The 20358-nt window shown below is 39.6% G+C and carries 15 protein-coding genes; 2 read left to right on the top strand and 13 right to left on the bottom strand.

Features of this window, described 5'->3' with window-relative positions:
- Positions 1-97: 97 nt before the first annotated feature.
- The gene (locus tag AADJ06_RS07090; RefSeq protein WP_341225725.1) at positions 98-1180 is read left to right on the top strand and encodes a hypothetical protein; all 1083 of its coding nucleotides are present in this window, start codon (positions 98-100) and stop codon (positions 1178-1180) included.
- Between the two features lie 4 nt (positions 1181-1184).
- Positions 1185-1721 carry a hypothetical protein gene (locus tag AADJ06_RS07085; RefSeq protein ID WP_341225724.1) on the top strand — a complete coding sequence of 179 codons (537 nt, stop codon included), beginning with the start codon at positions 1185-1187 and terminating at the stop codon, positions 1719-1721.
- A gap of 335 nt (positions 1722-2056) precedes the next feature.
- Here the strand turns inward: AADJ06_RS07085 and AADJ06_RS07080 are convergent, their stop codons facing one another.
- From AADJ06_RS07080 to AADJ06_RS07020, 13 genes are all read right to left on the bottom strand, one after another.
- Positions 2057-3643: a SusD/RagB family nutrient-binding outer membrane lipoprotein gene (locus AADJ06_RS07080; RefSeq protein ID WP_341225723.1), complete on the bottom strand. Its 1587-nt coding sequence runs from the start codon at positions 3641-3643 to the stop codon at positions 2057-2059.
- Between the two features lie 26 nt (positions 3644-3669).
- Positions 3670-6891: a SusC/RagA family TonB-linked outer membrane protein gene (locus AADJ06_RS07075; RefSeq protein WP_341225722.1), complete on the bottom strand. Its 3222-nt coding sequence runs from the start codon at positions 6889-6891 to the stop codon at positions 3670-3672.
- Positions 6892-7163: 272 nt separating this feature from the next.
- The gene (locus AADJ06_RS07070) at positions 7164-7715 is read right to left on the bottom strand and encodes an SRPBCC domain-containing protein (RefSeq protein WP_341225721.1); all 552 of its coding nucleotides are present in this window, start codon (positions 7713-7715) and stop codon (positions 7164-7166) included.
- 217 nt (positions 7716-7932) lie between these two features.
- Positions 7933-9303, bottom strand: a complete 1371-nt coding sequence (locus tag AADJ06_RS07065) for an FGGY family carbohydrate kinase (protein WP_341225720.1) — start codon at positions 9301-9303, stop codon at positions 7933-7935.
- A gap of 108 nt (positions 9304-9411) precedes the next feature.
- Positions 9412-11517 carry a bifunctional aldolase/short-chain dehydrogenase gene (locus tag AADJ06_RS07060; protein WP_341225719.1) on the bottom strand — a complete coding sequence of 702 codons (2106 nt, stop codon included), beginning with the start codon at positions 11515-11517 and terminating at the stop codon, positions 9412-9414.
- A gap of 130 nt (positions 11518-11647) precedes the next feature.
- Complete coding sequence (locus tag AADJ06_RS07055; RefSeq protein WP_341225718.1) at positions 11648-12565, bottom strand: sugar ABC transporter substrate-binding protein; 918 nt, start codon at positions 12563-12565, stop codon at positions 11648-11650.
- Between the two features lie 8 nt (positions 12566-12573).
- Entirely contained in the window at positions 12574-13512 is a 939-nt protein-coding gene (locus tag AADJ06_RS07050; RefSeq protein WP_341225717.1) for an ABC transporter permease, read from the bottom strand.
- Positions 13499-14974, bottom strand: a complete 1476-nt coding sequence (locus AADJ06_RS07045) for a sugar ABC transporter ATP-binding protein (RefSeq protein ID WP_341225716.1) — start codon at positions 14972-14974, stop codon at positions 13499-13501. Before AADJ06_RS07045 ends, AADJ06_RS07050 begins: the two co-directional genes overlap by 14 nt.
- Positions 14975-15022: 48 nt before the next feature.
- The gene (locus AADJ06_RS07040; protein WP_341225715.1) at positions 15023-16186 is read right to left on the bottom strand and encodes a Gfo/Idh/MocA family oxidoreductase; all 1164 of its coding nucleotides are present in this window, start codon (positions 16184-16186) and stop codon (positions 15023-15025) included.
- A 35-nt stretch (positions 16187-16221) separates the two neighbouring features.
- On the bottom strand, positions 16222-17256 hold the full coding sequence (locus AADJ06_RS07035) for a TIM barrel protein (protein WP_341225714.1): 1035 nt from the start codon (positions 17254-17256) through the stop codon (positions 16222-16224).
- Between the two features lie 29 nt (positions 17257-17285).
- Positions 17286-18494, bottom strand: coding sequence for a hypothetical protein (locus AADJ06_RS07030; RefSeq protein WP_341225713.1), 1209 nt, complete (start codon positions 18492-18494; stop codon positions 17286-17288).
- A 13-nt stretch (positions 18495-18507) separates the two neighbouring features.
- Positions 18508-19545, bottom strand: a complete 1038-nt coding sequence (locus AADJ06_RS07025; RefSeq protein WP_341225712.1) for an aldose 1-epimerase family protein — start codon at positions 19543-19545, stop codon at positions 18508-18510.
- Positions 19545-20357 carry an alpha/beta hydrolase gene (locus tag AADJ06_RS07020; RefSeq protein ID WP_341225711.1) on the bottom strand — a complete coding sequence of 271 codons (813 nt, stop codon included), beginning with the start codon at positions 20355-20357 and terminating at the stop codon, positions 19545-19547. Before AADJ06_RS07020 ends, AADJ06_RS07025 begins: the two co-directional genes overlap by 1 nt.
- Position 20358: the final 1 nt, after the last annotated feature.

Raw genomic sequence — 20358 nt, 5'->3', positions numbered from 1 at the left:
TACCATTAGATAAATTTATTTTCATCTTTTTTTTAAAAGGAGTACTATTATATCTATTTAAGCCGTCCTTCACTCATTAATATACAGTGATTTTGACATGAAAAACTATTTATACCTCCTTTTATCTTTGGTTAGCCTTAATGTTTTTGCCCAAAATTCGGGGTCAAAAATTGATTCTACGGGTTTACAGCCCAATCTAGGCTCCAGTGCCATTTTGGAGGTCAACTCCAAAACCAAAGGCTTTTTGCCTCCACGTATGACTTCAAGCCAACGGCTGGGTATACAAAACCCAGCAAAAGGTTTAATTATCTATCAAACTGATAATTCTGAAACTCGAGATGAAGGTTTGTATATTTTTGATGGAAATCAATGGAATAATTCAGGCTTACAAGGCTCAGCGGGTCCAAAAGGAGATACTGGTGATACAGGTCCGCAAGGTCTTCAAGGCGACCCAGGTCCACAAGGAATACCTGGTATTCAAGGTCCAATCGGTCCAAAAGGAGATACGGGCGATACAGGGCCACAAGGTGTTCAGGGCGAAACAGGATCGCAAGGAATACCTGGCGTCCAAGGACCAAAAGGAGATGAAGGGCCGCAGGGTATTCAAGGTTTAAAAGGCGATACGGGTGCTAAAGGTGACACAGGTCCGGCGGGAGAAAGTGCACTTGGTAGCCTACGAATTGGCGAAAAAGGAAATTGGAAATTAGTTGGCGATGATGGATTCGTTCGATTTGGAAATATTGTAGGTGAAAGTGAAAACGCTGAATTTCAGGACTATTCAGATATGGGATGGTACGAAACTGTAGAGGTTTTGGAAGTAACTCCTTTTGGAACAGGAACGCCTGACGTATCGCGAGCCAATAGTATTGTTATTACGCTTTTAATGAAGACAGACGTTAGCCTTCCAGATATTATGGATAACATGTTTTCAGGAAATCCGATTAACCCAGTTATCCTTAGTAACGTTCAATTTATTAACTCGCCATCGGGTTCTGAAAGGTTAAGCGAGGTTCGATATACACTCAATAATGCCTTTATTACAGATGTAGAGCAGCTAGTTAAAAAAGATGATTTACCTCTTAGTAGAATCACTATTGAAGCTTATGAGGTGGAAGTAAAGATTTTAAAGGATGAAACTACGACAACAAAAACCTGGAATTATCAAACAAATATACCTTAAGGCTATGAGAATATTATTTACGCTATGTGCTTTTTTGGGTTTCTTAAATGCTAATGCACAAAGAATTTTTCTAAAAGTAAATCAACCTATTTTTAATGAAGGAGATGCTACCAATATCAGCAGCACTCCTGGTTTGGATTTAAGTGATTATATCGAGCTTACTGAGGCTTCTGTGGCATTTTATAGGCCGGCGGGGCAATCTGGAAGAAACCAAAAGGGAAGCCTCACTATAAAAATTTTGGAACAGCAGGGTTTACATTCTTTGCCCCATTTGATTGAAAGTAAACTTTTGGGGAACGTTCACTTAGATGGTGAAATAATATTTACAAACGAAGGAGAGAGGCGTAAAATATATCAAAAGTATAAATTTTCTGAATTCTTAATAGCCGGAACTGAAAAAGAGTTTTCTGACGAGAGTGAGCTTATCATTGACATCTTTTTCCAGTTTTTTGAGCAGACGAATTATTCGTTTAATGATAGCGGAACGGTTAAAGAAACTAAAAGTTTTGGTTGGGATTTTGAAAGAGATAGGCCTTGGTAGATACTTGCTCATATTAAAATGGTTTTTGCTATTTTCTGATTTTGACCCTGAATAATAAAATGGCCTCCTCTGAAGTCTTAGTATTGTTTGGTTGTCAATTTCGGTGGCTAGAGGTAATTAAAATTGGATTGTTCTTTGGCGGCCTTAAGAAATACTTTGAGTATACGCCTTATTTTAGAACTTTAAGCAGGTTCTAATTGGTGAGTTAAGTGGAATGGAATTAATTTCTAAAGAGAAATTAGATAGTCATACGTGATTTGGTAAATGTTTTTTGTAAAGAAAAACCTGCCCCTTTTGGGACAGGCTTTTACTAAACCACTATTTTATGAAATATCTTATTTATTTAACCAAAGCTCTTCATTGATATCGTCTTTGCCATTAAATTGGTTATCAATAGCAATTTTATAGTTTGAAGTGTTGGTTGTTCTTTCTGAATAAGGATACTGCCATCTCACTGCTATTCTACCAGAGTTTCCTGTTCCTACTCCTGTGTAAAATTCAGGGAAACCTGTTCTACGCCAGTTGAAATAGCCTTCCATGCCTGAGTTCATGAAAAATGCCAAGTATTTTTGTGTAATTATTTGCTCTAAACCATTGGCGTCGGCACTGTATTTTACGTTTGGCTGAGCCAAATAATCTTGGAGTTCAAAATCGTATTCGTAATTAGCTAGGTCAGACGAATTTCTTCCGCCTGTTAGTGAGTAAGTGAATGTATTGGTACCAGAACTGATGCCATAAAATTGGAAAGAGGCTTCTACACCTTTTTTATACCAAGCATCTGCTGAGCCAGTATTTCCCCAGCCTCTGTGTATACCTTCGGCTATGTTAAAGCACATTTCAGGGTAGCCCACTATAAAAGTTGGTTCGCCTTCATAATCTGCATAGTATCTGTTTCGGTTTTGAAAAGAATAAGAACCTGGAGCAAAACCTTCATTACTAATACCAGCTTTAAAAGACATATCTGCTAGGTCTTCACCAGAACTGGCTCCTAGGTAAGCAGAAAAATCGTTTGGTTGTTTTCCTGAAGCAATTTCTGAACCAGCTGGCTCGGTGGTTACAAAAAGGCGAGGGTCATTTCTCTCTTTAAGTCTTTCTACATACGCAGCAGACATGTTTTGACGCGTGGCGTCAAAACCAAAGTTGTCAGGGTTTGAGGGATATTTATTAAACTGATTACTGATGAATTGAAGGTTGTCATCCATGCCATTTAACAAAGGGTATTTGGTAGGATTTGAAATGATTTCGGCAAATCTAGCTTTTATATTTAAATCTGTATCGGCGTCCTTTTTGCTTAAGGTAGTTAATACTCTTAATTGAAAAGCATTCACTACTTTTTGCCATTGTCTTAAATCGCCATTAAAATATATATCGCCTGTTAGTTCGCTCTCACCTTGAGCTATAAGGGTGGCCATTTCTGTGTTTGCTTGGTCAAGCCAAGTCAATATTTGCAAATAAATCTCTTTTTGAGAATCATATACAGGTTCAAAGTTTTCTCCGCCTTGAAGTGCACCAGTAAGCGGTAGGTCTCCTACACGCTTAGTCATTTGGTCATAGAAAAAAGCCTTTGAAAATTTAGCTATGGCCGAGTAAGGATTGACGGCAGCAGCTCCTGCATTTAGGGCTTCCTCTTCCATTTTTGTTACGTTTTTAAGTGTATAAAAATGGTTTGGCATTTCTGTCCAAGTGTACTCATTGGTAGCGTAATAATTATAATTAGAGCAGTAAAACTGGTTCCAACGCATTTCTGCACTAAAAGGACGGCCAGTGCCATTGTACATTTGATACTGCACTTCTTTAAGAACAAGTGCCGCAGGTACATTTAAAGGACGATTCGGGTCTTTTTCTAGCTCTGAAAAGTCTTTTTCGCAACTAGTGAGCATAAAGAAGCCCAGAAATAGAATGCTTAATTGTATAAGTTTCATTATTGTATATCTTTAAAATCAATCAATTAGAAAGTGAAGTTTACATTTACACCGTATCTTCTGGTAGAGGGAGTTTGAACATCAGATGAACCACCACCTATGTATTGGTTTAGGTCAATGTCCTTCTTTTCGGCGAAGTAAAGTAGGTTTCTTCCTACCAACGATACGCTTACATTTTGGATACTTTTACCAAACCACTCTTGTGGCATGGTATAGCCAATTACCGCCTCACGAAGCATCCCGAAAGAGCGACTCATTAGGTTCCCTTCGTCTGTATTATAGTAGCGGCTTACCCAGTCTTGAAGGTACTGTTCTGTGGTATTTGGCGTGTAGCTTAACTCGGCGTAGTTAGTTACTTTTCCGTCTGCATCAAAGTTGATTTCAGCACCATTTGCCACTTGAACACCAGGCCCTATATAAGACTTTACACCTAAATAATCTTGATAACGAGCTTCACCCATTTCGCCCTGTACAGTAGCAATATGGCGACCACCACGGAAAGTTTGTTTTTGAACGTAGTTGGTAATTACACCGCCTATTCTACCATCAAACTGGAAACTTAAGCTAACGTTTTTGTAATTGAATCTGTTATTGATACCAAATACAAAATCAGGATTTGTGTTACCCAAATATTGCGACACAGGAGCATAAATAGGTCTTCCGCTGGCGTCATTGATAATTTCACCCTCTGGTGTACGTACAAAAGCACGACCATAGAATTTATCCATTCTGTCGCCTACTTTTAAGAAGGTGTTTAAGCTTTCTACCTCTGGGTAAATTTCGGTCAAAGTCTCTTTATAGGTAGACCAGTTTACTAGTATATCCCAGGTCAAACCATCTAGATTTTTGATAGGACTACCTGTCAATGCTAGTTCTAAGCCTTTTTTCTGGGTTTTGATACCGTTTACTAATGCTGTAGAGTATCCCGAAGTGCTGGATACTGGAAGGTTGAAAATTTTGGGTCCTTCGTTAGAAATATAGTAGGTGGCGTCAAAGCCTAATCTGTTGCCTAAAAACTTCAAGTCTAATCCTAATTCGGCTTGTGAAGTAGAGCTAGGCTGCAAATCTGGATTATTTAGGGAGTTGGTAAATGCCGCCGATGGTTGATTATTATACGTAGTCAAAATAGAATACACAGCTGAGTTTTGATACGTAGGCCCATCATAAGGCGAGTAATATTGATCTCCATATCCAAGTGGATTATTGTCGCCCACAGAAGGAATAGCTCCAATAGAAGACTTGGTTAAGCCATCTTTCACATTTGCATATGAACCTCTTAATTTTGCGTAGCTAATAAAACTAGGCAAAGGAAGGTAATCTGTTAAAGAAGTAGCCAATGCCACAGAAGGGTAGAAGAAAGTATTGTTCCCTTCTGGAAGGGTAGAAAGCTGATCTACACGGCCTGTGGTAGATAATGTCAAATAGTTTTTCAAAGAGAAGTCAGCCGAGTAGTATCCAGAATTAACACGCATAGCGGAGTTAAAATTAAACGCTCTAACTGGGTTAAAAGAGTTATTGAAATTATATAAACCCGGTACATTTAAGTAATCTGTAGAAGCATAATCAGAGCTATAAGAGAATGTTCTAACGTTTCCTCCCACCCAAATTTTAGCATTCAAATCATTGACAATGTCTTTGTCAAATCTGATAAGAAGGTCGGTGTTGTTCTCAAAAAGGTTTCTTCTGTCTTCCCTATAATCACCGCGTCTTTCGTCACGACCATAAGCACCAGCCGAGTAAGGCATTTTTTCGGTACGTAACAAATCCCAAGTGGTAACTTGTGTACGCAGCATCACATCTAAATTTGGTGTGATATCATAGGTCATAGAAGCTTGTCCCATAATATCTGTTTTATGATGACTTCTTAGCCACTCATAACTCATGAAGTAAGGGTTATTATAACGGGTATATTCTGCATAAATCTGCTGAATGCCCTCTTTCCCTTCTTGCCAATAGTCTCTCATGTCGTCAACATCCCAGTCTGCAGCACCCCAAAAAATCATGTTATAGATGATAGAATTTGGGCCATAATTAATGTCTGGGAAGTTTGGACTGTTTTGACGGTTAAACTGTATGCCAGAAGAAAACTTCAATTTGTCAGAAAACTTGTAGTCAGTAGTCATGTTGAAATTGACAATGTCCAATTTCGTGTTTGGTACCAATCCTTTTTGATAAGTATTAGAACCTGACAAACGGATGTTATGCTTTTCACCACTCGAAGAAACAGAAAGGTTATTTGTACTTAAAACTCCCGCTTCTAAAAATCGGGTCAAATTGTCTTTTCCACGAGCGATATACGGTGTAGGAATTCTATCGCCAGTTATTGGGTCAATAGGGGAGTCGTACTGAGAAATCGGCTGACCATCAAATTTTGGACCCCATCCGCCATCATAATCGGCATCGTTAAGTCCGCCACCTTTACCATCTACAAAAGAGTAATTTCCATGGTCTCCTGGACCATATTCGTCTTGTACTTTAGGAATGGCTATAAAGCCTTTGTCTATCATGGTGGAGCTGTTGAAGTCTACTTGGAAACCTCTTTTGTCTGACGAACCACGTTTTGTAGTTATTAAAATGGCTCCGTTTTTACCTCTAAAACCGTAAAGAGCAGCGGCAGAAGCACCTTTTAAGACAGAATAAGTGTCTATATCATCTGGGTTTACATTCCATGTGTCAGAATTTACGGGCACACCATCTACCACAAAAAGTACATCCGAGTTTCCTCTTAAAGAGATGTTCGGTTTTCTAAGAAGTTCTGGCTGGGCACCAATGGTCAAACCAGCCACTTTACCTACTAATGCATTAATGGCATTTGGCTCACGAGCTTTAACAGTAGAGGCTCCGTCTACAGTCTGAATAGCCACACCAATTCTCCTGGCATCTTTTTTTATACCCAATGCAGTAACCACCACCTCATTTAAGGTTTTGTTATCTGCCGCTAGGTTAATATTAATAATAGATTGGTTTCCTACCACAATTTCAGAAGGTGTAAAACCAATGGATGAAAACACCAAGACAGATTTAGAAGAAGGAACATTGATTTTATAATTTCCTTCTATGTCTGTAGTGGTTCCGCTAAGAGAACCTTTGATAATGACACTTACGCCGGGTAAGGTTTCGCCGCTTGGGTCTTTTATTACCCCGCTTACGTTTAACTGTGCTGATGCCGCAAAGCAAACACAGAATAAACCGATGATTGGCATTAAAGCTTTGCCAAATAAAGTTTTAAGTAGAGATTTTCTTCTCATAGTGAAAACATTAAGGTGTTAAGAATTGTTTTTGAAATTCTCCGCAAAGGTGATTTTCTACTTTAACCTAGATGTTAATATGGTATAGGAGAAGTGTTAATTTATGGTCAATTTTTGGCGGGAGCCAATCAAAAATGTTTGAGATTAATTAATGATTTTTTAATCTAACCGTATGGTCAAATCATGAGAATTAAGGACTTAGTAAAAGTATTGTACAGTTTAGAGATGTCCGTTTTAACTCTTAGTATATTCAGAACCTTCTAGCTTACTATTTACTTCTCTAAAATAGAGATGAGGTTGAGCAGGATTTTTTCATTTGCAGGAATGAAATAGTTCATAAGGGAGAGGTATTTGGGCGTGTTTTTATAGCCAATTCCGTAAGATTTTACGGTGGTCATGCCATCAGGATTTTGGTCAAAATAAATAACATTATAAAAGTCTTGTGCTTCCTTTTTCATGAACTCAGGGAAGTTGTCTGTTAATTCGGCCTGGAGGGTTAATATTTTGAGGGGAACGTAATTTACGATATGAGTCAGTATAGTGGTAGTGTCACCAATTTCTCCAGATTCATTATAGTTGCTTTTGATATAGCCACCTACCTTTAAATCTATTTCTGCCAGCGGAGCTGCCCAGCTTTCATAACCTTTTTTAGTGGTATATGCATCCCAAACAGATTTCAATGGAGCGTTTACACTGAATTCTTGAATTAGAACAATTTCTGGTGATTTGGAGGAATCAATTTTTGAAGTAACCCTTTTTCCAAGAATCGAACTTTGAGCCAAAGAACTTAGGCTTATACAAAGAAGAAACAAACATTTTTTCATAATCAAAGATATGAAGGCTCAGTAAAGTATGCTATACTTGATAAAGTTATCACCTAATGCAATCTGAATTCTTTAGGCCATGAGTCTTATGTCTGACTTTTTACTAAAAGTCCACTCAATCTTCTTCTCTGGTCAAATGAAGGTTTTAATTGCTTTTCATATTTAGCTCCAGAGGTACGAAATGATTATAGAAATAATAAAAGGTTGAGCTCTCGACCTACATTTTAACCGGCTTATGCTTCTTAAGGGAATAGTTTTTCTTTAGGAATTTTGGATTAAGGCTTATATCGGAGATAGCTATGGCGGCACCTAATGCAGAGCCTAAAGACGAATCGGTAGTTTTAAGCTCCATAGGCTTTAGGTAATGGCTGAGAAGTTTGATGTAGATATCATTATCGCTAAAACCGCCGTCTATATAAATCCTTTCCAATATAGCTTTCCCTTTTGCCATGTTAATGTTTTTCACCTGAAGCTTTACTAGCTCCTGCATCATTTGATGGTAAGCTTCTTCAAAACTTTCAAACGGCAAAGTAGTTTTCTTTGGAGCTTCGGAGTCTTTTAAGCTTTCCCAAGCGAAGTGCGGCTTAAAGTTCTGGTTTAGTTTCTTAAACGTTCTTTTTGAAAATTTGACCGTACGGTGTGTTTCGTGCGGTACTTTATAGTGTTCCGTCAGTTTAGCTATTTGAAGTTTGTATTCGTTGCCTAAAAATAGTCTTGCGGCCTTTACGGCTTCGCCGTTTATTCGCATGTTGTTTTGACAGTCGGCCTTTAAGTCGGATGCACTTAAGATGCCATCAGAAAATGGATTTAAGGTAATGGCCCATGTACCCGTAGATACCAATAAGAAAGGTTTTTTGGAGCTTCTAAGGTAAGGAACTAATGCAGATGAACTGTCATGTATTCCAACGCCAATTTTCATTTTGTGCCCTTTGTAGTTCATGTTGATACTACTTTCGGTAGAGACTATGCTCGGAAGCTTTTCATTGATACCTTCTTCATAAACCCATGTATGATAATCCTGTTTTTTATAATCCCAGAGAGCGGTATGACAGCCTATACTGGTGTATTCACTAAGTGGAATTCCGGTGAATAAGTAACTGACAAACTGCGGAAGGTGCAGCGAGTATTTTATCTTTTTGAAAAGTTCTGGCTGCTGATATTTTAGTAGATAAATCTGCAATCCAGAGTTTAAATTTCCCAATTTAGAAGAGCCTGTTTCTTGACAAAATTTGCCAATTGGGCCATACTTCCTATAGAACTTTGCTTCTAATTTGGCATCATAAGGTTTGGTATAATTATAGAGCGGAGCCACCACTTCGCCATCATAACCAATGTGCACAAAACTAGCTCCGTAGGTGGAGAAGTTTAGGCTTGTGATTTCATATTTATCAGCTTTCAGTATAGTGTCAAAAGTGTCTACTATCCACGTTTTTAACTTGTCAATATCTTCACAAGGGTATCCGTCTTCGTCTACAGTTTCATCAAAACGAATGTATTCTTTATGAACCTCTTGGAAGTTTTCATCAAAAAGGAAAATCTTCTTATTGGTTTTTCCAATATCAAAAACTGCGGTGACCTTCTGTTTCATTCGTAAATGCTAAATTTTCAAAAAGGAAGATATATAATTATTCTAGAAGTGTATTAATAAAAAACACTAGCACCATTCGGCACTAGTGTTTTGTTTTTCGTGTTTGAATTATCTCACAAATGCGTTTGCCATACCACCGTCCACATTAATAATGTTTCCAGTGCTTTTATCTAATATGGCTACTAGAGCAAAAACCCCATTGGCTATATCGGCAGGGTAAATAATTTCATTCATTAAGTTTCTTTTGGCGTAGTGAGCTGGAAGTTCTTCTACTTTTATGCCATAAGCTTTAGCTCTGCCTTCTGCCCATGCACCTTCCCATATTTTACTACCTACTATTACGCCGTCAGGATTGACCGTGTTTACACGGATTTTCTCTGGCCCTAGCTCTGCTGCTAGTAACCTTGCCATGTGCTGCTGAGCAGCTTTTGACGTACCATAAGCCACATTGTTTGGCCCTGCCACTAATCCGTTTTTACTAGCGATACTAATGAAGTCTCCTCCAAGGTTTTGCTTACGTAATACGCCCACCACTTGTTTAGCAAGTTCAAATTGACCTTTCACTAATACTTTCTGAAGAATATCCCAGTCGGCATCAGTAGTTTCTGCCAATGGCTTAGAAATGGCGAGGCCAGCACTGTGAATAACTATATCTACACCACCAAACTCAAGCGAAGCTGCTTTATAAGCTTCTGCTACAGAGTTGCTATCGGTTACATCGCACACCGCGTAGCCTGCTGTATCTTTTGCATAGGTAGCTACGGCTTCTTTTAGTCTTTCTTCGGCTATATCAGTTAAGAAAACATTAGCCCCTTCTTCCGCTAATTTATCTGCAATGGCTTTACCAATTCCGCCACCTGCACCAGTTACAAAAGCTACTTTTCTAGAAAGTGGCTTTTCTTTAGGCATTCTTGAAAGCTTGGCTTCCTCTAATAACCAGTATTCTATGTCAAATGCTTCTTGTCTTGGTAGTGACGTATAAGAAGTAATGGCTTCCGCACCACGCATTACGTTGATGGCATTGATATAAAACTCACTAGCTACACGGGTAGTTTGTTTGTTTTTTGCGAAGCTAAACATACCTACACTTGGGTAAATGATGATAACCGGATTGGCATCTCTTACCGCTGGGCTATTTGCTTTTTTACAGGTATCGTAATATTCTTGGTACTCTTTTCTGTAAGCTTCAAAAGCTGGTTCTAGCTTCGCCAAAACTGCTGCAGAATCTGTTAAATCTTCCTTAGCATCTAGTGTTAATACCAAAGGCTGAATCTTAGTTCTCAAGAAATGGTCAGGGCAAGAAGTTCCCATAGGAGCCAGTCTTGCCAAATCATTACTGTTTATAAACTCTAGCACCACATCGGCATCAGTAAAATGACCAATCATGCGGTTTTCAGAAGAACAAAGTCCACGAAGAAGTGGCATCAATTCCGCTGCCTTATCTAAACGCTCTTCCTTAGGAAGGCTTTCAATTTTTTGTCCACCAAAAACGCTTCCTTTTTCTGCAATTTTCTTTTCTATGTATTCAGATGCCATCTCGATAACCTCAAGGCTATTGATGTAGCAATCGTAGGCATTATCTGCCCAGGTGAAAAGTCCGTGGCTACCTAATACAATACCTCTAATACCTGGATTATCTGCTAAACATTTTTCTAACTGTAGTCCTAGGTCAAAACCCGGACGCTGCCAAGGCACCCAACCCATAGTATCTCCCCAAATTTCTTTGGTTACTTTTTCACTATCTTCTGCAGCAGCTACTGCAATAAGGGCATCTGGGTGAAGGTGGTCAATATGAGCAAAAGGTAAAAGACCATGAAGTGGCGTGTCAATAGAAGGAGCACGGCTGTCAAGGTCATAAATGCAATGATTAAAAAGACCAACCATGCGGTCTTCGTCTTCCAGTCCTCCGTACACATCTTTAAGGTTACGAAGCCTTTCTGTATATAATCCTGCTATGCCAGAGCGGGTTAATGTTCCTATATCTCCACCAGAACCTTTAATCCACATTACCTCTACTTCTTCATTGGTAAGTGGGTCTTTTTCGATGGTTTTGCAGCTCGTGTTTCCGCCACCATAATTGGTGATTCGGAGGTCCGCACCCAAGATGTTAGATCTATATAAAAATAATGCAACTTGGTCGTCTTTAAGAGCCTCTGCTTTTTCTGCGTCCCAGAGGTAATCTACGTATTTAAAATCCTTAATTGAAGTGTCCATGATGATTCTGTTATTTGAATGCTAAATTATTAAGTGTACTTAGATATCCCGTCCTTTACTGTACTGCTAAATCTTAATTATTCTACTTTTATTTTGTAATATACTTACAATAAGTACTTTGTATGATTTCTTATTTTAGGAAATTGTCCACGTTTTCTTTCACTATTAACTGAAAGGGTATTAGGACTTCATTTTCGGTTTCCTGACCTTGGGCTAGTTTTACGGCAGTGCTTACTGCGGCAGCTCCTTGCTCTCGGGCATTTTGAAAAACCGTGGCGTCTAATGTTCCTTTTTTGACAGCTTGAAGTGCATCTTGAATGGCATCTATACTTACCACCAAAACTTTGTCTTTTAGACCTGCGTTTTCTAATGCTTTTACGGCTCCCATGCCCATTTCGTCATTATGAGCAAATACGGCATCAATTTTATCACCGTAAGACTGAATCCAGTTTTGCATCAAATCCATGCTTTTTGACCTGTCCCATTCGCCTGTTTGCTCTGCCATTAATTTCATTTCAGGATGAGCTTTTAATATTTCTTTGGCACCTTGCTCTCTTTGAATTTGTGCGGCTTGTCCCATGAAACCATGAATCATAACTAAGTTTCCTTTTCCTTCCATTTTTTCTGCCAAATAGTTCATTGCTATTCTTGCTGATTCTACATCATTTGAGCCTACAAAAGCAGTTGGTTTTGCTGTAGTTTCAGAATTGACATTAATAATAGGAATGCCTGCGGCAATGGCTCTACTCACGGCAGGAGAACTAGCTTCTACCTCACAAGGGTTTAGTATTATAGCGTCAACACCTTGGGCTATGAAGCTTTCTACTTGCTCCATTTGTTTTAATGCAGACCTTTCGGCATCTACGGTAATAAGCTTAACGCCTAGCTCATCTGCTTTTTTTTGCATTTCATCGGCCACATTGACAATGAACTCATTTTGCATGCTGAGCATAGTGACTCCTATAACCAGTTTTCCGTCATCTTCTGCCGAGTTACAGGCGTTTAAAGCTATGAGCCCCGCAAAAAATAGTAGTTTAAGTGCTTTCATTTCTTTGTTTAGTTTCTTGTTTTTAGATTCCAGCTGTCCATTAATACAGCTCCTATGATAATGATTCCCATGATAACTTGCTGGTAATAAGACGTGACGTTCATGAGGTCCAGGCCGTTATTAATTACGCCAATGAGTAAAACACCAATCAGTGTTCCTATCATAGTACCGCGGCCACCTGTGGTACTGGTGCCACCAATTACTACAGCGGCAATGGCATCTAGTTCAAAACCCATTCCTGAGTTTGGTTGTCCTGTGCTTATCCTTGCGGTCAATAATATTCCTGCCAAACCCGATAATGCTCCGCAAATAGCATAGGCTGCTAGTTTGACTTTATTGACACTGATTCCTGAAGCCCAAGAGGCATCTTCATTTCCGCCAATGGCGTAAACATATCTTCCAAAAATGGTTTTCCTAAGGGTAACGGAGCAGATAATAAACACTAAAATTAGAATGATAATTGGGACTGGAAGTCCACATATTTTGCCATTTCCAATAAAGTTGAAACTCTCTGATAAGTTAGATACTGGACGGCCTTTGCTTAGTATTAATGCTAAACCACGACCAATGGTCATAGTTCCTAAGGTTACGATAAAGGGGGCAATCTTACTTTTAGTAACCAGGAAGCCGTTTAAAAGTCCAAAGGCAAGTCCTGCTATCAAACCTCCTGCTATGGCAACTGCCACGGGGTAATCTCCATTTTGTGCCAAAGATGCTGCTACCACACCGGTAACGGCCACTATAGAACCTACTGATAAGTCAATGCCACCTGTAATAATGACGAATGTGACACCGAAGGCTAGTAAGGCATTGATAGAAACTTGCGTGATGATGATGGTCCAGTTGGCTACGCTTAAAAACTGTGGTGTAGCTACGGAAAGAATAACACAGGTGACTATAAACGAAATAAATATGCCGTATTCTTTAAGGCTTTTAGTGAATTGCATGCTGCATGATGTTTTCTTGAGTGGCTTCTTTTCCTGATAATATGGCGGTTTGTTTGCCTTCGGAGATTACTAGTATCCTGTCGCTCATACCTAATACTTCTGGTAATTCAGAAGATATCATAATAATACCTATGCCTTTTTGACTCAATGTTCTGATCAGTTTATAAATTTCAAATTTAGCTCCGATGTCAATTCCTCTGGTGGGTTCGTCAAGTATGATGACTTTTGGCGAGGTTAGCAGTACTTTGCCTATCACCACTTTTTGTTGGTTACCGCCACTTAGGCTTCCTACTTTTTGAGTTAGACCATTACTTTTTATTTTAAGATCCTTTATCATGTGGTTTCCCACGCTTTCTTCTCGGTTCTTAACGGGGAAATACTGATTGGCATAAACGGAGAGACTGGCCAAGGTAAGGTTTTCATTGACGGATAAATCGGGAATAAAGCCTAAAGCTTTTCGGTCTTCACTTACATAGCCTATTTTGTTTTTGATAGCATCTTTAGGGCTTTTGAGCTTTAGCTCAGTACCTTCTAAAATTACTTTTCCGCTATTGAATTTATCTAAACCAGCTATGGCTCGGGCTACCTCCGTTCTTCCTGCACCTACTAATCCAGCTAGGCCTAATACTTCACCTTCTTTAAGGTTAAAATTGATTTTCTCAAACTTACCAGCAGAGCTTAAGTTTTCAATTTCTAGTAATGTTTTGCCTATTTCAGCAGTAGAATCGGGATAAATACTGTCAATCTCTCTACCCACCATCATTGTAATGAGGGATTTGTTATCTAGTTCGTCTGCCGCTTTAGTACCTATATAAATACCATCACGGAGCACGGTGATTCTATCTGCAATTTGGAAAATCTCATCCATTTTATGTGAAATGTAGACAATTGCCACATTTCTGCTTTTAAGGTCTTTGATGATATCAAAAAGCTTGGCTACTTCTTTATCGGATAGGGCAGAGGTAGGCTCATCCATAATGATGATTTTTGCCTCATTTGAAATGGCTTTTACTATTTCCACCATTTGCATTTGAGCTATGCTCAAATCCTTCATCTTGGTTTTAGGATTCAGCGTCAAACCAATATTGTCAAAAAGCTCTTGTGTTTGCTGATTGATATGTTTCTCTTTTAAAAAAGAGAACGTGGAGGTTTCTTTTCCTAAGAAAATGTTTTGAGCAATACTCAACTCAGGCACCATTAAAATTTCCTGATGAATCATGGCAATACCTTTTTTTAAGGTCTCTTGCACGTCCATTTTGGTGATGTCTTTGCCATCTAGATTTACCGTTCCTGTCTCAGGTTTTAGGAGTCCCATGAGTATTTTCATGAGGGTAGACTTACCTGCACCATTTTCTCCCATAAGAGCATGTACCTCGCCTGACTTTAGGTCAAACGAGATGTTTTCTAGAACCTTAATTCCAGAAAATGATTTAGAGATTTGAGAGATTTTAAGAAGGGGCATAGGGTTTTATGAAAAATGCAGCCTAGGAAAACCTAGGCTGCATTTATTTTATACGAATTTACCGTCAACACCGGTATCAACCCATCTTCTTTCGCTTGCTGATGCAATGATGGCTTCGCACACTTTTTGTGTTTGTAAAGCTTCTTTGAAGGTAGGAGAGCATGGTGTTCCGTCTTCTAAACTTTTTAGGAAATCGGCTACTTGGTGTACAAAACTGTGCTCCCAGCCAATTCCACAGCCAGGAATCCACCATTTGTCAATGTATGGGTGGTCGCCGTCTGTAATGTGAATAGAACGCCATCCTCTAAGTTTGGATTCATCTGCATGGTCAAAGAACTCTAGCCTGTTCATGTCATGCAAATCCCAACGGATAGAGGCATGCTCACCATTTATCTCAAACGTTTTTAGAGCCTTGTGGCCTCTAGCATATCTTGTGGCCTCAAAAAGTCCTAAAGAACCATTCTCAAAATGGCAGTGGAAAAGGCAGGCATCGTCAATTTTGACAGGCTCTACTTTACCAGTAAGCTGATGCATACGCTCTTTTACAAAAGTTTCTGTAACGGCAGATACATCTTTAATGCCACCATTAAGCCACATAGCGGAGTCTATACAGTGAGCTAAAAGGTCGCCCGTAACACCCGAACCTGCGGCATCAGAATCCATACGCCAAAGTCCTTCACCACCCTGCGGAAGGTCAGCATTGATGGTCCAATCTTGTAAGAAGTTTCCTCTGTAATGAAAGATTTTTCCAAGCTTACCAGAGTCAATTATGTTTTTGGCAAGTGTTACTGCGGGAATTCTTCTATAGTTATACCAAACGGTCGTTTGAACGCCTGCTTTTTCGGCAGCGGCTACCATTTTTTGACCTTCTGCTATGGTTCTAGAAAGAGGTTTTTCGCAAAGTACCATTTTGCCTGCCTCAGCGGCAGCTATTGAGATTTCCGCATGGCTGTCGTTTGGTGTACAAACGTCTACTGCGTCAATATCATCTCTTGCTATTAGTTTTCTCCAATCCGTTTCATAAGAAGCAAAGTTCCATTGGTCTGCAAAGGCCTTTACTTTTTCTTCGTTTCTAGAGCATACGGCCACTAATTCTGGCTCGTACGCTAAATCAGGGAAGAAGTTATGAATTCTATTATATCCGTTTGCATGGGTTCTGCCCATTAGGCCAGTACCTACTAATCCTATTCTTAATTTCTTTTTTTCTGCCATTTTATTTCAATTTTATGGTTGAATAATTTTGAGCTTTAGGCCTCATGCCAGCCGTGTTGCTCTCTTACTTTAATCATTGCGGCTAAGATATCATTCCACGTGTTAGGCTGTGTCATGATGTCGTTTGAGAACATGCAGCCATCCCAGCAAATATGCTTGAATGCTTTTGTCAATTCTCCTGAGCCATCTCTTAACCAATAACCGGCGTCATTGGCAATGTCTAATTTACCATTAGGGTCGGTCGCTTGACAGTGGCGGCCAGTTTTATCATGAGAGCCTGTTCCGTGAACAGTACCGTCGTTTTGAGCCACATGGAAATCTATAGTCCATGGTCTTAGTTTGTCCGTAATTTTCTTAAGTCCAGCTAAGAATGTTTCACGGTCGTCCCAGTTAAAGTCTTTTGGTAAAACTCTATGCTCAGGAGCGTTATAGCCTAGCAGATAAAGTGTAGTATGCGACATGTCGGCCTGGAAGCCAATGTTTTTTCTATCTACCATTTCAAAGGTTTCAAGCATATAGTCCATGCTGTGCATGCCCCCCCAGCAAATTTCTCCTTCTGCTGCTAGTCTTTCACCAAAATCGGCCGCTACATCACAAGCCTCACGGAAAGTTTCAGCTATTAGTTTTGAATTTGCTTTTGGGTCTTTTGCCCAGTCGGTCACGCCACTGGCAGAATCTATTCTGACTATGCCGTTTGGTCTAATACCAAGGGCTCTAAGTTTTTGACCTACTTCACATGATTTACGCACCATTTCTACAAATTCGGCACGCTGTTCTTTGGTTCCCATTGCTGGACCGCCCCAGATAGGAGCTACCAGACTTCCTATTTCAAGGTCATAAGCAGCTACTTTATCAGCCAGCCTTTTAACGCCATCATCAGAAGTATCTAAATCATAATGTGGGTCAAAAAGACCAAGGTCTACACCGTCAAATTTAACACCGTCAACCTCGGCTGCGGCGGTCATTTTTAACATGTTATCTAGGGCAATGGTAGGCTCAGAATCTGGTCCTTTTCCTACTATTCCTGGCCATGTAGCATTATGGAGCTTTGGATAATTATTATTACTCATTATTCTATAATTTGGGTTGAAAATCTATTTTATTCTATCTCTAAATCTGGATTGTTAGGGCCAAAGTGCTTCAAGATTACGATAGGGTCATTTGCCGAATAGTTGGTAATTGTTATCCCTTCTTTGGCTGCTTTCTCTGTAACGAAGAACTCGTCATTAGTAAGCTGCCCGTATCTTATCAAAGCAGGAGTTTCTATGTTCCATTCGCCCATTTTACCATGCCCCTGCATCACTATCATTCCGTAGGCGGCAGCATCTTTAATAGTTACTGTAGCACCCGGAAGAATGGTTAATTCTTTGGCACTAAAGTCTGTGGCTTTGTAGCAAATCCAGTTATCAATATAACCTTCCGCCTCCATTTCGGCTATTGGTTTTACTGGCTTAGGCTGCATGAAGAACTTTTCTACAATATTAGGGTCTGTGTTAAGCTCCCAATCTATTACACTTACCAATTCATCATAGTCACCAATTTTATCTTTAGGAGTCCCTTTCCAAAGTAATTCTTCTGGAACAATGGCTTCGTTCACTAAGCTTTGGTACATCGCGAAAATATCTGATGCCTTCTGTGGCTCATAAGTACAAAGGCTACCTGGTGCATGTAAAACTCCTGGTGGAACATACCATCCTGTACCTGGCTCTAATCTTTGAGCAGCTGAGTAATTTGTGATTTTGTTGTCTCCTTTTGTAAAGTTCATCAGGCACTCTTTGATTTGCTCTTTTGTGGTACCTGGTGTTATTCCAAAGAATGTATATGGAAAATCTCCACCGTGGTTATTAAGCTGAGGCGGGAAATAATAAGCTTCTGGTTTACCATTTTGACCAACTAGTGCGGCTTTCTCGTCATTATGATGAATATGGTGAGGAAGAGGTCCCATATTATCAAAAAACTTAGAGTACATAGGCCAGCTTTTGTATTCGTTCCAAAGTCTGTCTCCTATAATTTCTCCTTTGAGTTCATCAATGGCATCTTTGAGCGTGAACAAAATATCTTTCTCACCGTCATTATAAACAACGTGACTCAAGCCTTCATTTTCGCCTGTTAAAGGTCCATTTTCAGCGGCACAGGTAGAAGATAACCATCGCTCATCAATTCCACCACGCTCTCCACCTAGCACATAATAATCGTCTGGGTGTAGTTTTATTCTTCTTCCGGGGACACAAAAAGAACGAGGCACCCATGTTGGGGTCAATCTCAAAATTCCTTTTCCTTGTTCTAGTGCCTTTGCTATATCGCTCATCTCAATTAATTATTTATTCTTTTACGGTTGAAATATTAAATTCTAGGTCTATTTTTTTTGATTCAAAAGGCTTAAGAAATTGCAATGTGCCATCTTCTCCAGCTTGTTTTTGACCGATAGGTAAATTTGTACCAGGTTCTAAGCCTGTTACATATTCGCCTTTTCCCCAGTGCTGCCAATTGCAGAATGCTGGAAGTTGGTCTTTTTTGTATTTAAGGTTGACCGCTAGGTTTATCTTTTCATTGCTAATGCCGCAGTTAGAAAAACCTTCGCTATCAGTATTCATTTCTACGTAAGCTGCAGCTTCACCAGGGCCATCATGTGCTGATAGGGCAGGAGGGCAGGTTTTGAAATCATTTGATTCTACAAAAACCTCTTCTGATTTGATATCGCGAGCTTTCCATTCTCCTTCCCAATTGATTTTAGCTCCTTGGTCCACCAGTGGGTAGCCGAAATTAACATGATAAAGCACCATGACAGGAACCGTGGTGTTTCCTCTATTGATGACTTCGTCACTTATTCTAATATCTGAGGTGCCGAGGGTGCAAGAAATGGTTCGTCTTAGTTCTAAGTTGGCACCAAAAACGGTAGACTCTTTGATGATACCAGTAATGCTCATGTCCATTTTACCTACCAAAGGGTCGGGCTGAATGATGGATTCTATTTCGGCCGAAATGTTACTTACTCTTCCGTGTAAGCCTCTTTTTCCAAGCTCATCTTCATTAGGATCGCCTACGTTTGATAGTCCGCAGGTGGTTAATAGGCCTCCCGAAAAAGTTTTTAACCAGTCAATGCCTTCATCAGAAAATGGCTGAGGAGCGGTGACGCCGTTATGGCTAATCCATGCTAAAGAATGTTGATTATAAAAAGCATCTACAATGTCCATTCCTCTATCAAGTACTACTTTAAAGCGTAGGCCAGTTCCTGTATTTATCCAGGCTATTCTGGTGCCTTTGCCTAGTCCATTATCTAAAATGGAAGTTTCTATACCACCTATTTGGGAGGTATGAGAGATTTTATCTTTCCAGCTATTGTCTTTCAGGAAACTCATTATTTATGTGCAGAAAGCCAGTTTAAGGCTTTCTGGTTAAAGTCGTTTAAATTTTCAAAATGGAAAATATGTCCACTTTTAGGGTACAGGTAAAGCTCTGCATTTGGCATAGCTTCTTTAATTTCTTTTGACATCCATGTAGGCGTAAACTCATCTTCTTCGCCTCCTACTATAAAAGTTGGCTGTGAAATACTCCCTAGTTGGTCATACACATCATGGTTTATGCAGGCATAAGCTTGTCCTTCTAGTCCATGAAGCGGTTGTTGGTTTTCACCAATGGCGTCTGCGGCTCTCCCTTCTGCTAATTCTTTGACAGTTTCTTGGTTATCCCAAGACGCTTTGGAATAAATTAAGAGCTGGATATAATGACTAAACTCTTCAGGTCTGAACCTTGCTTTGCAAACCATCATATGTTCAAAAATGGCTTTTGCCTTATTATCACATCTTGCCCATGGACACATGAGAAGTAAAGATTTGACCAGTTTTGGATGTCTTATGGCTAATTCAAGGGCAATGGTGCTGCCCATAGAAACGCCTGCAACACTTACATTTTCTAGGTTTAAAATTTCTAATAATCCTGCACAGTCATCGGCCATTTGTGCCGTGGTGTAAGGTCCTTTTGGTTTATCTGATTTACCAACACCTCTGTTGTCTACTAAAATGCATCGGAAGTCTTTTTTCCATTCGTCTGTGTGGTCGTACCAAACAGAGCCAGGTGCTGTAATACCCATTATCAAAAGCAAAGGTGGCTTAGATGCATCGCCTAGCTCCTCATAATAAAGTTGAATACCGTTTGAATCTATGATGGGCATT

Source organism: uncultured Arcticibacterium sp., assembly GCF_964021845.1.
In the GTDB taxonomy this organism is placed as follows: Bacteria; Bacteroidota; Bacteroidia; order Cytophagales; family Spirosomataceae; genus Arcticibacterium.
The sequence above is the reverse complement of the archived record's forward strand: the minus strand, read 5'-3'. Positions and strand labels throughout refer to the sequence as shown.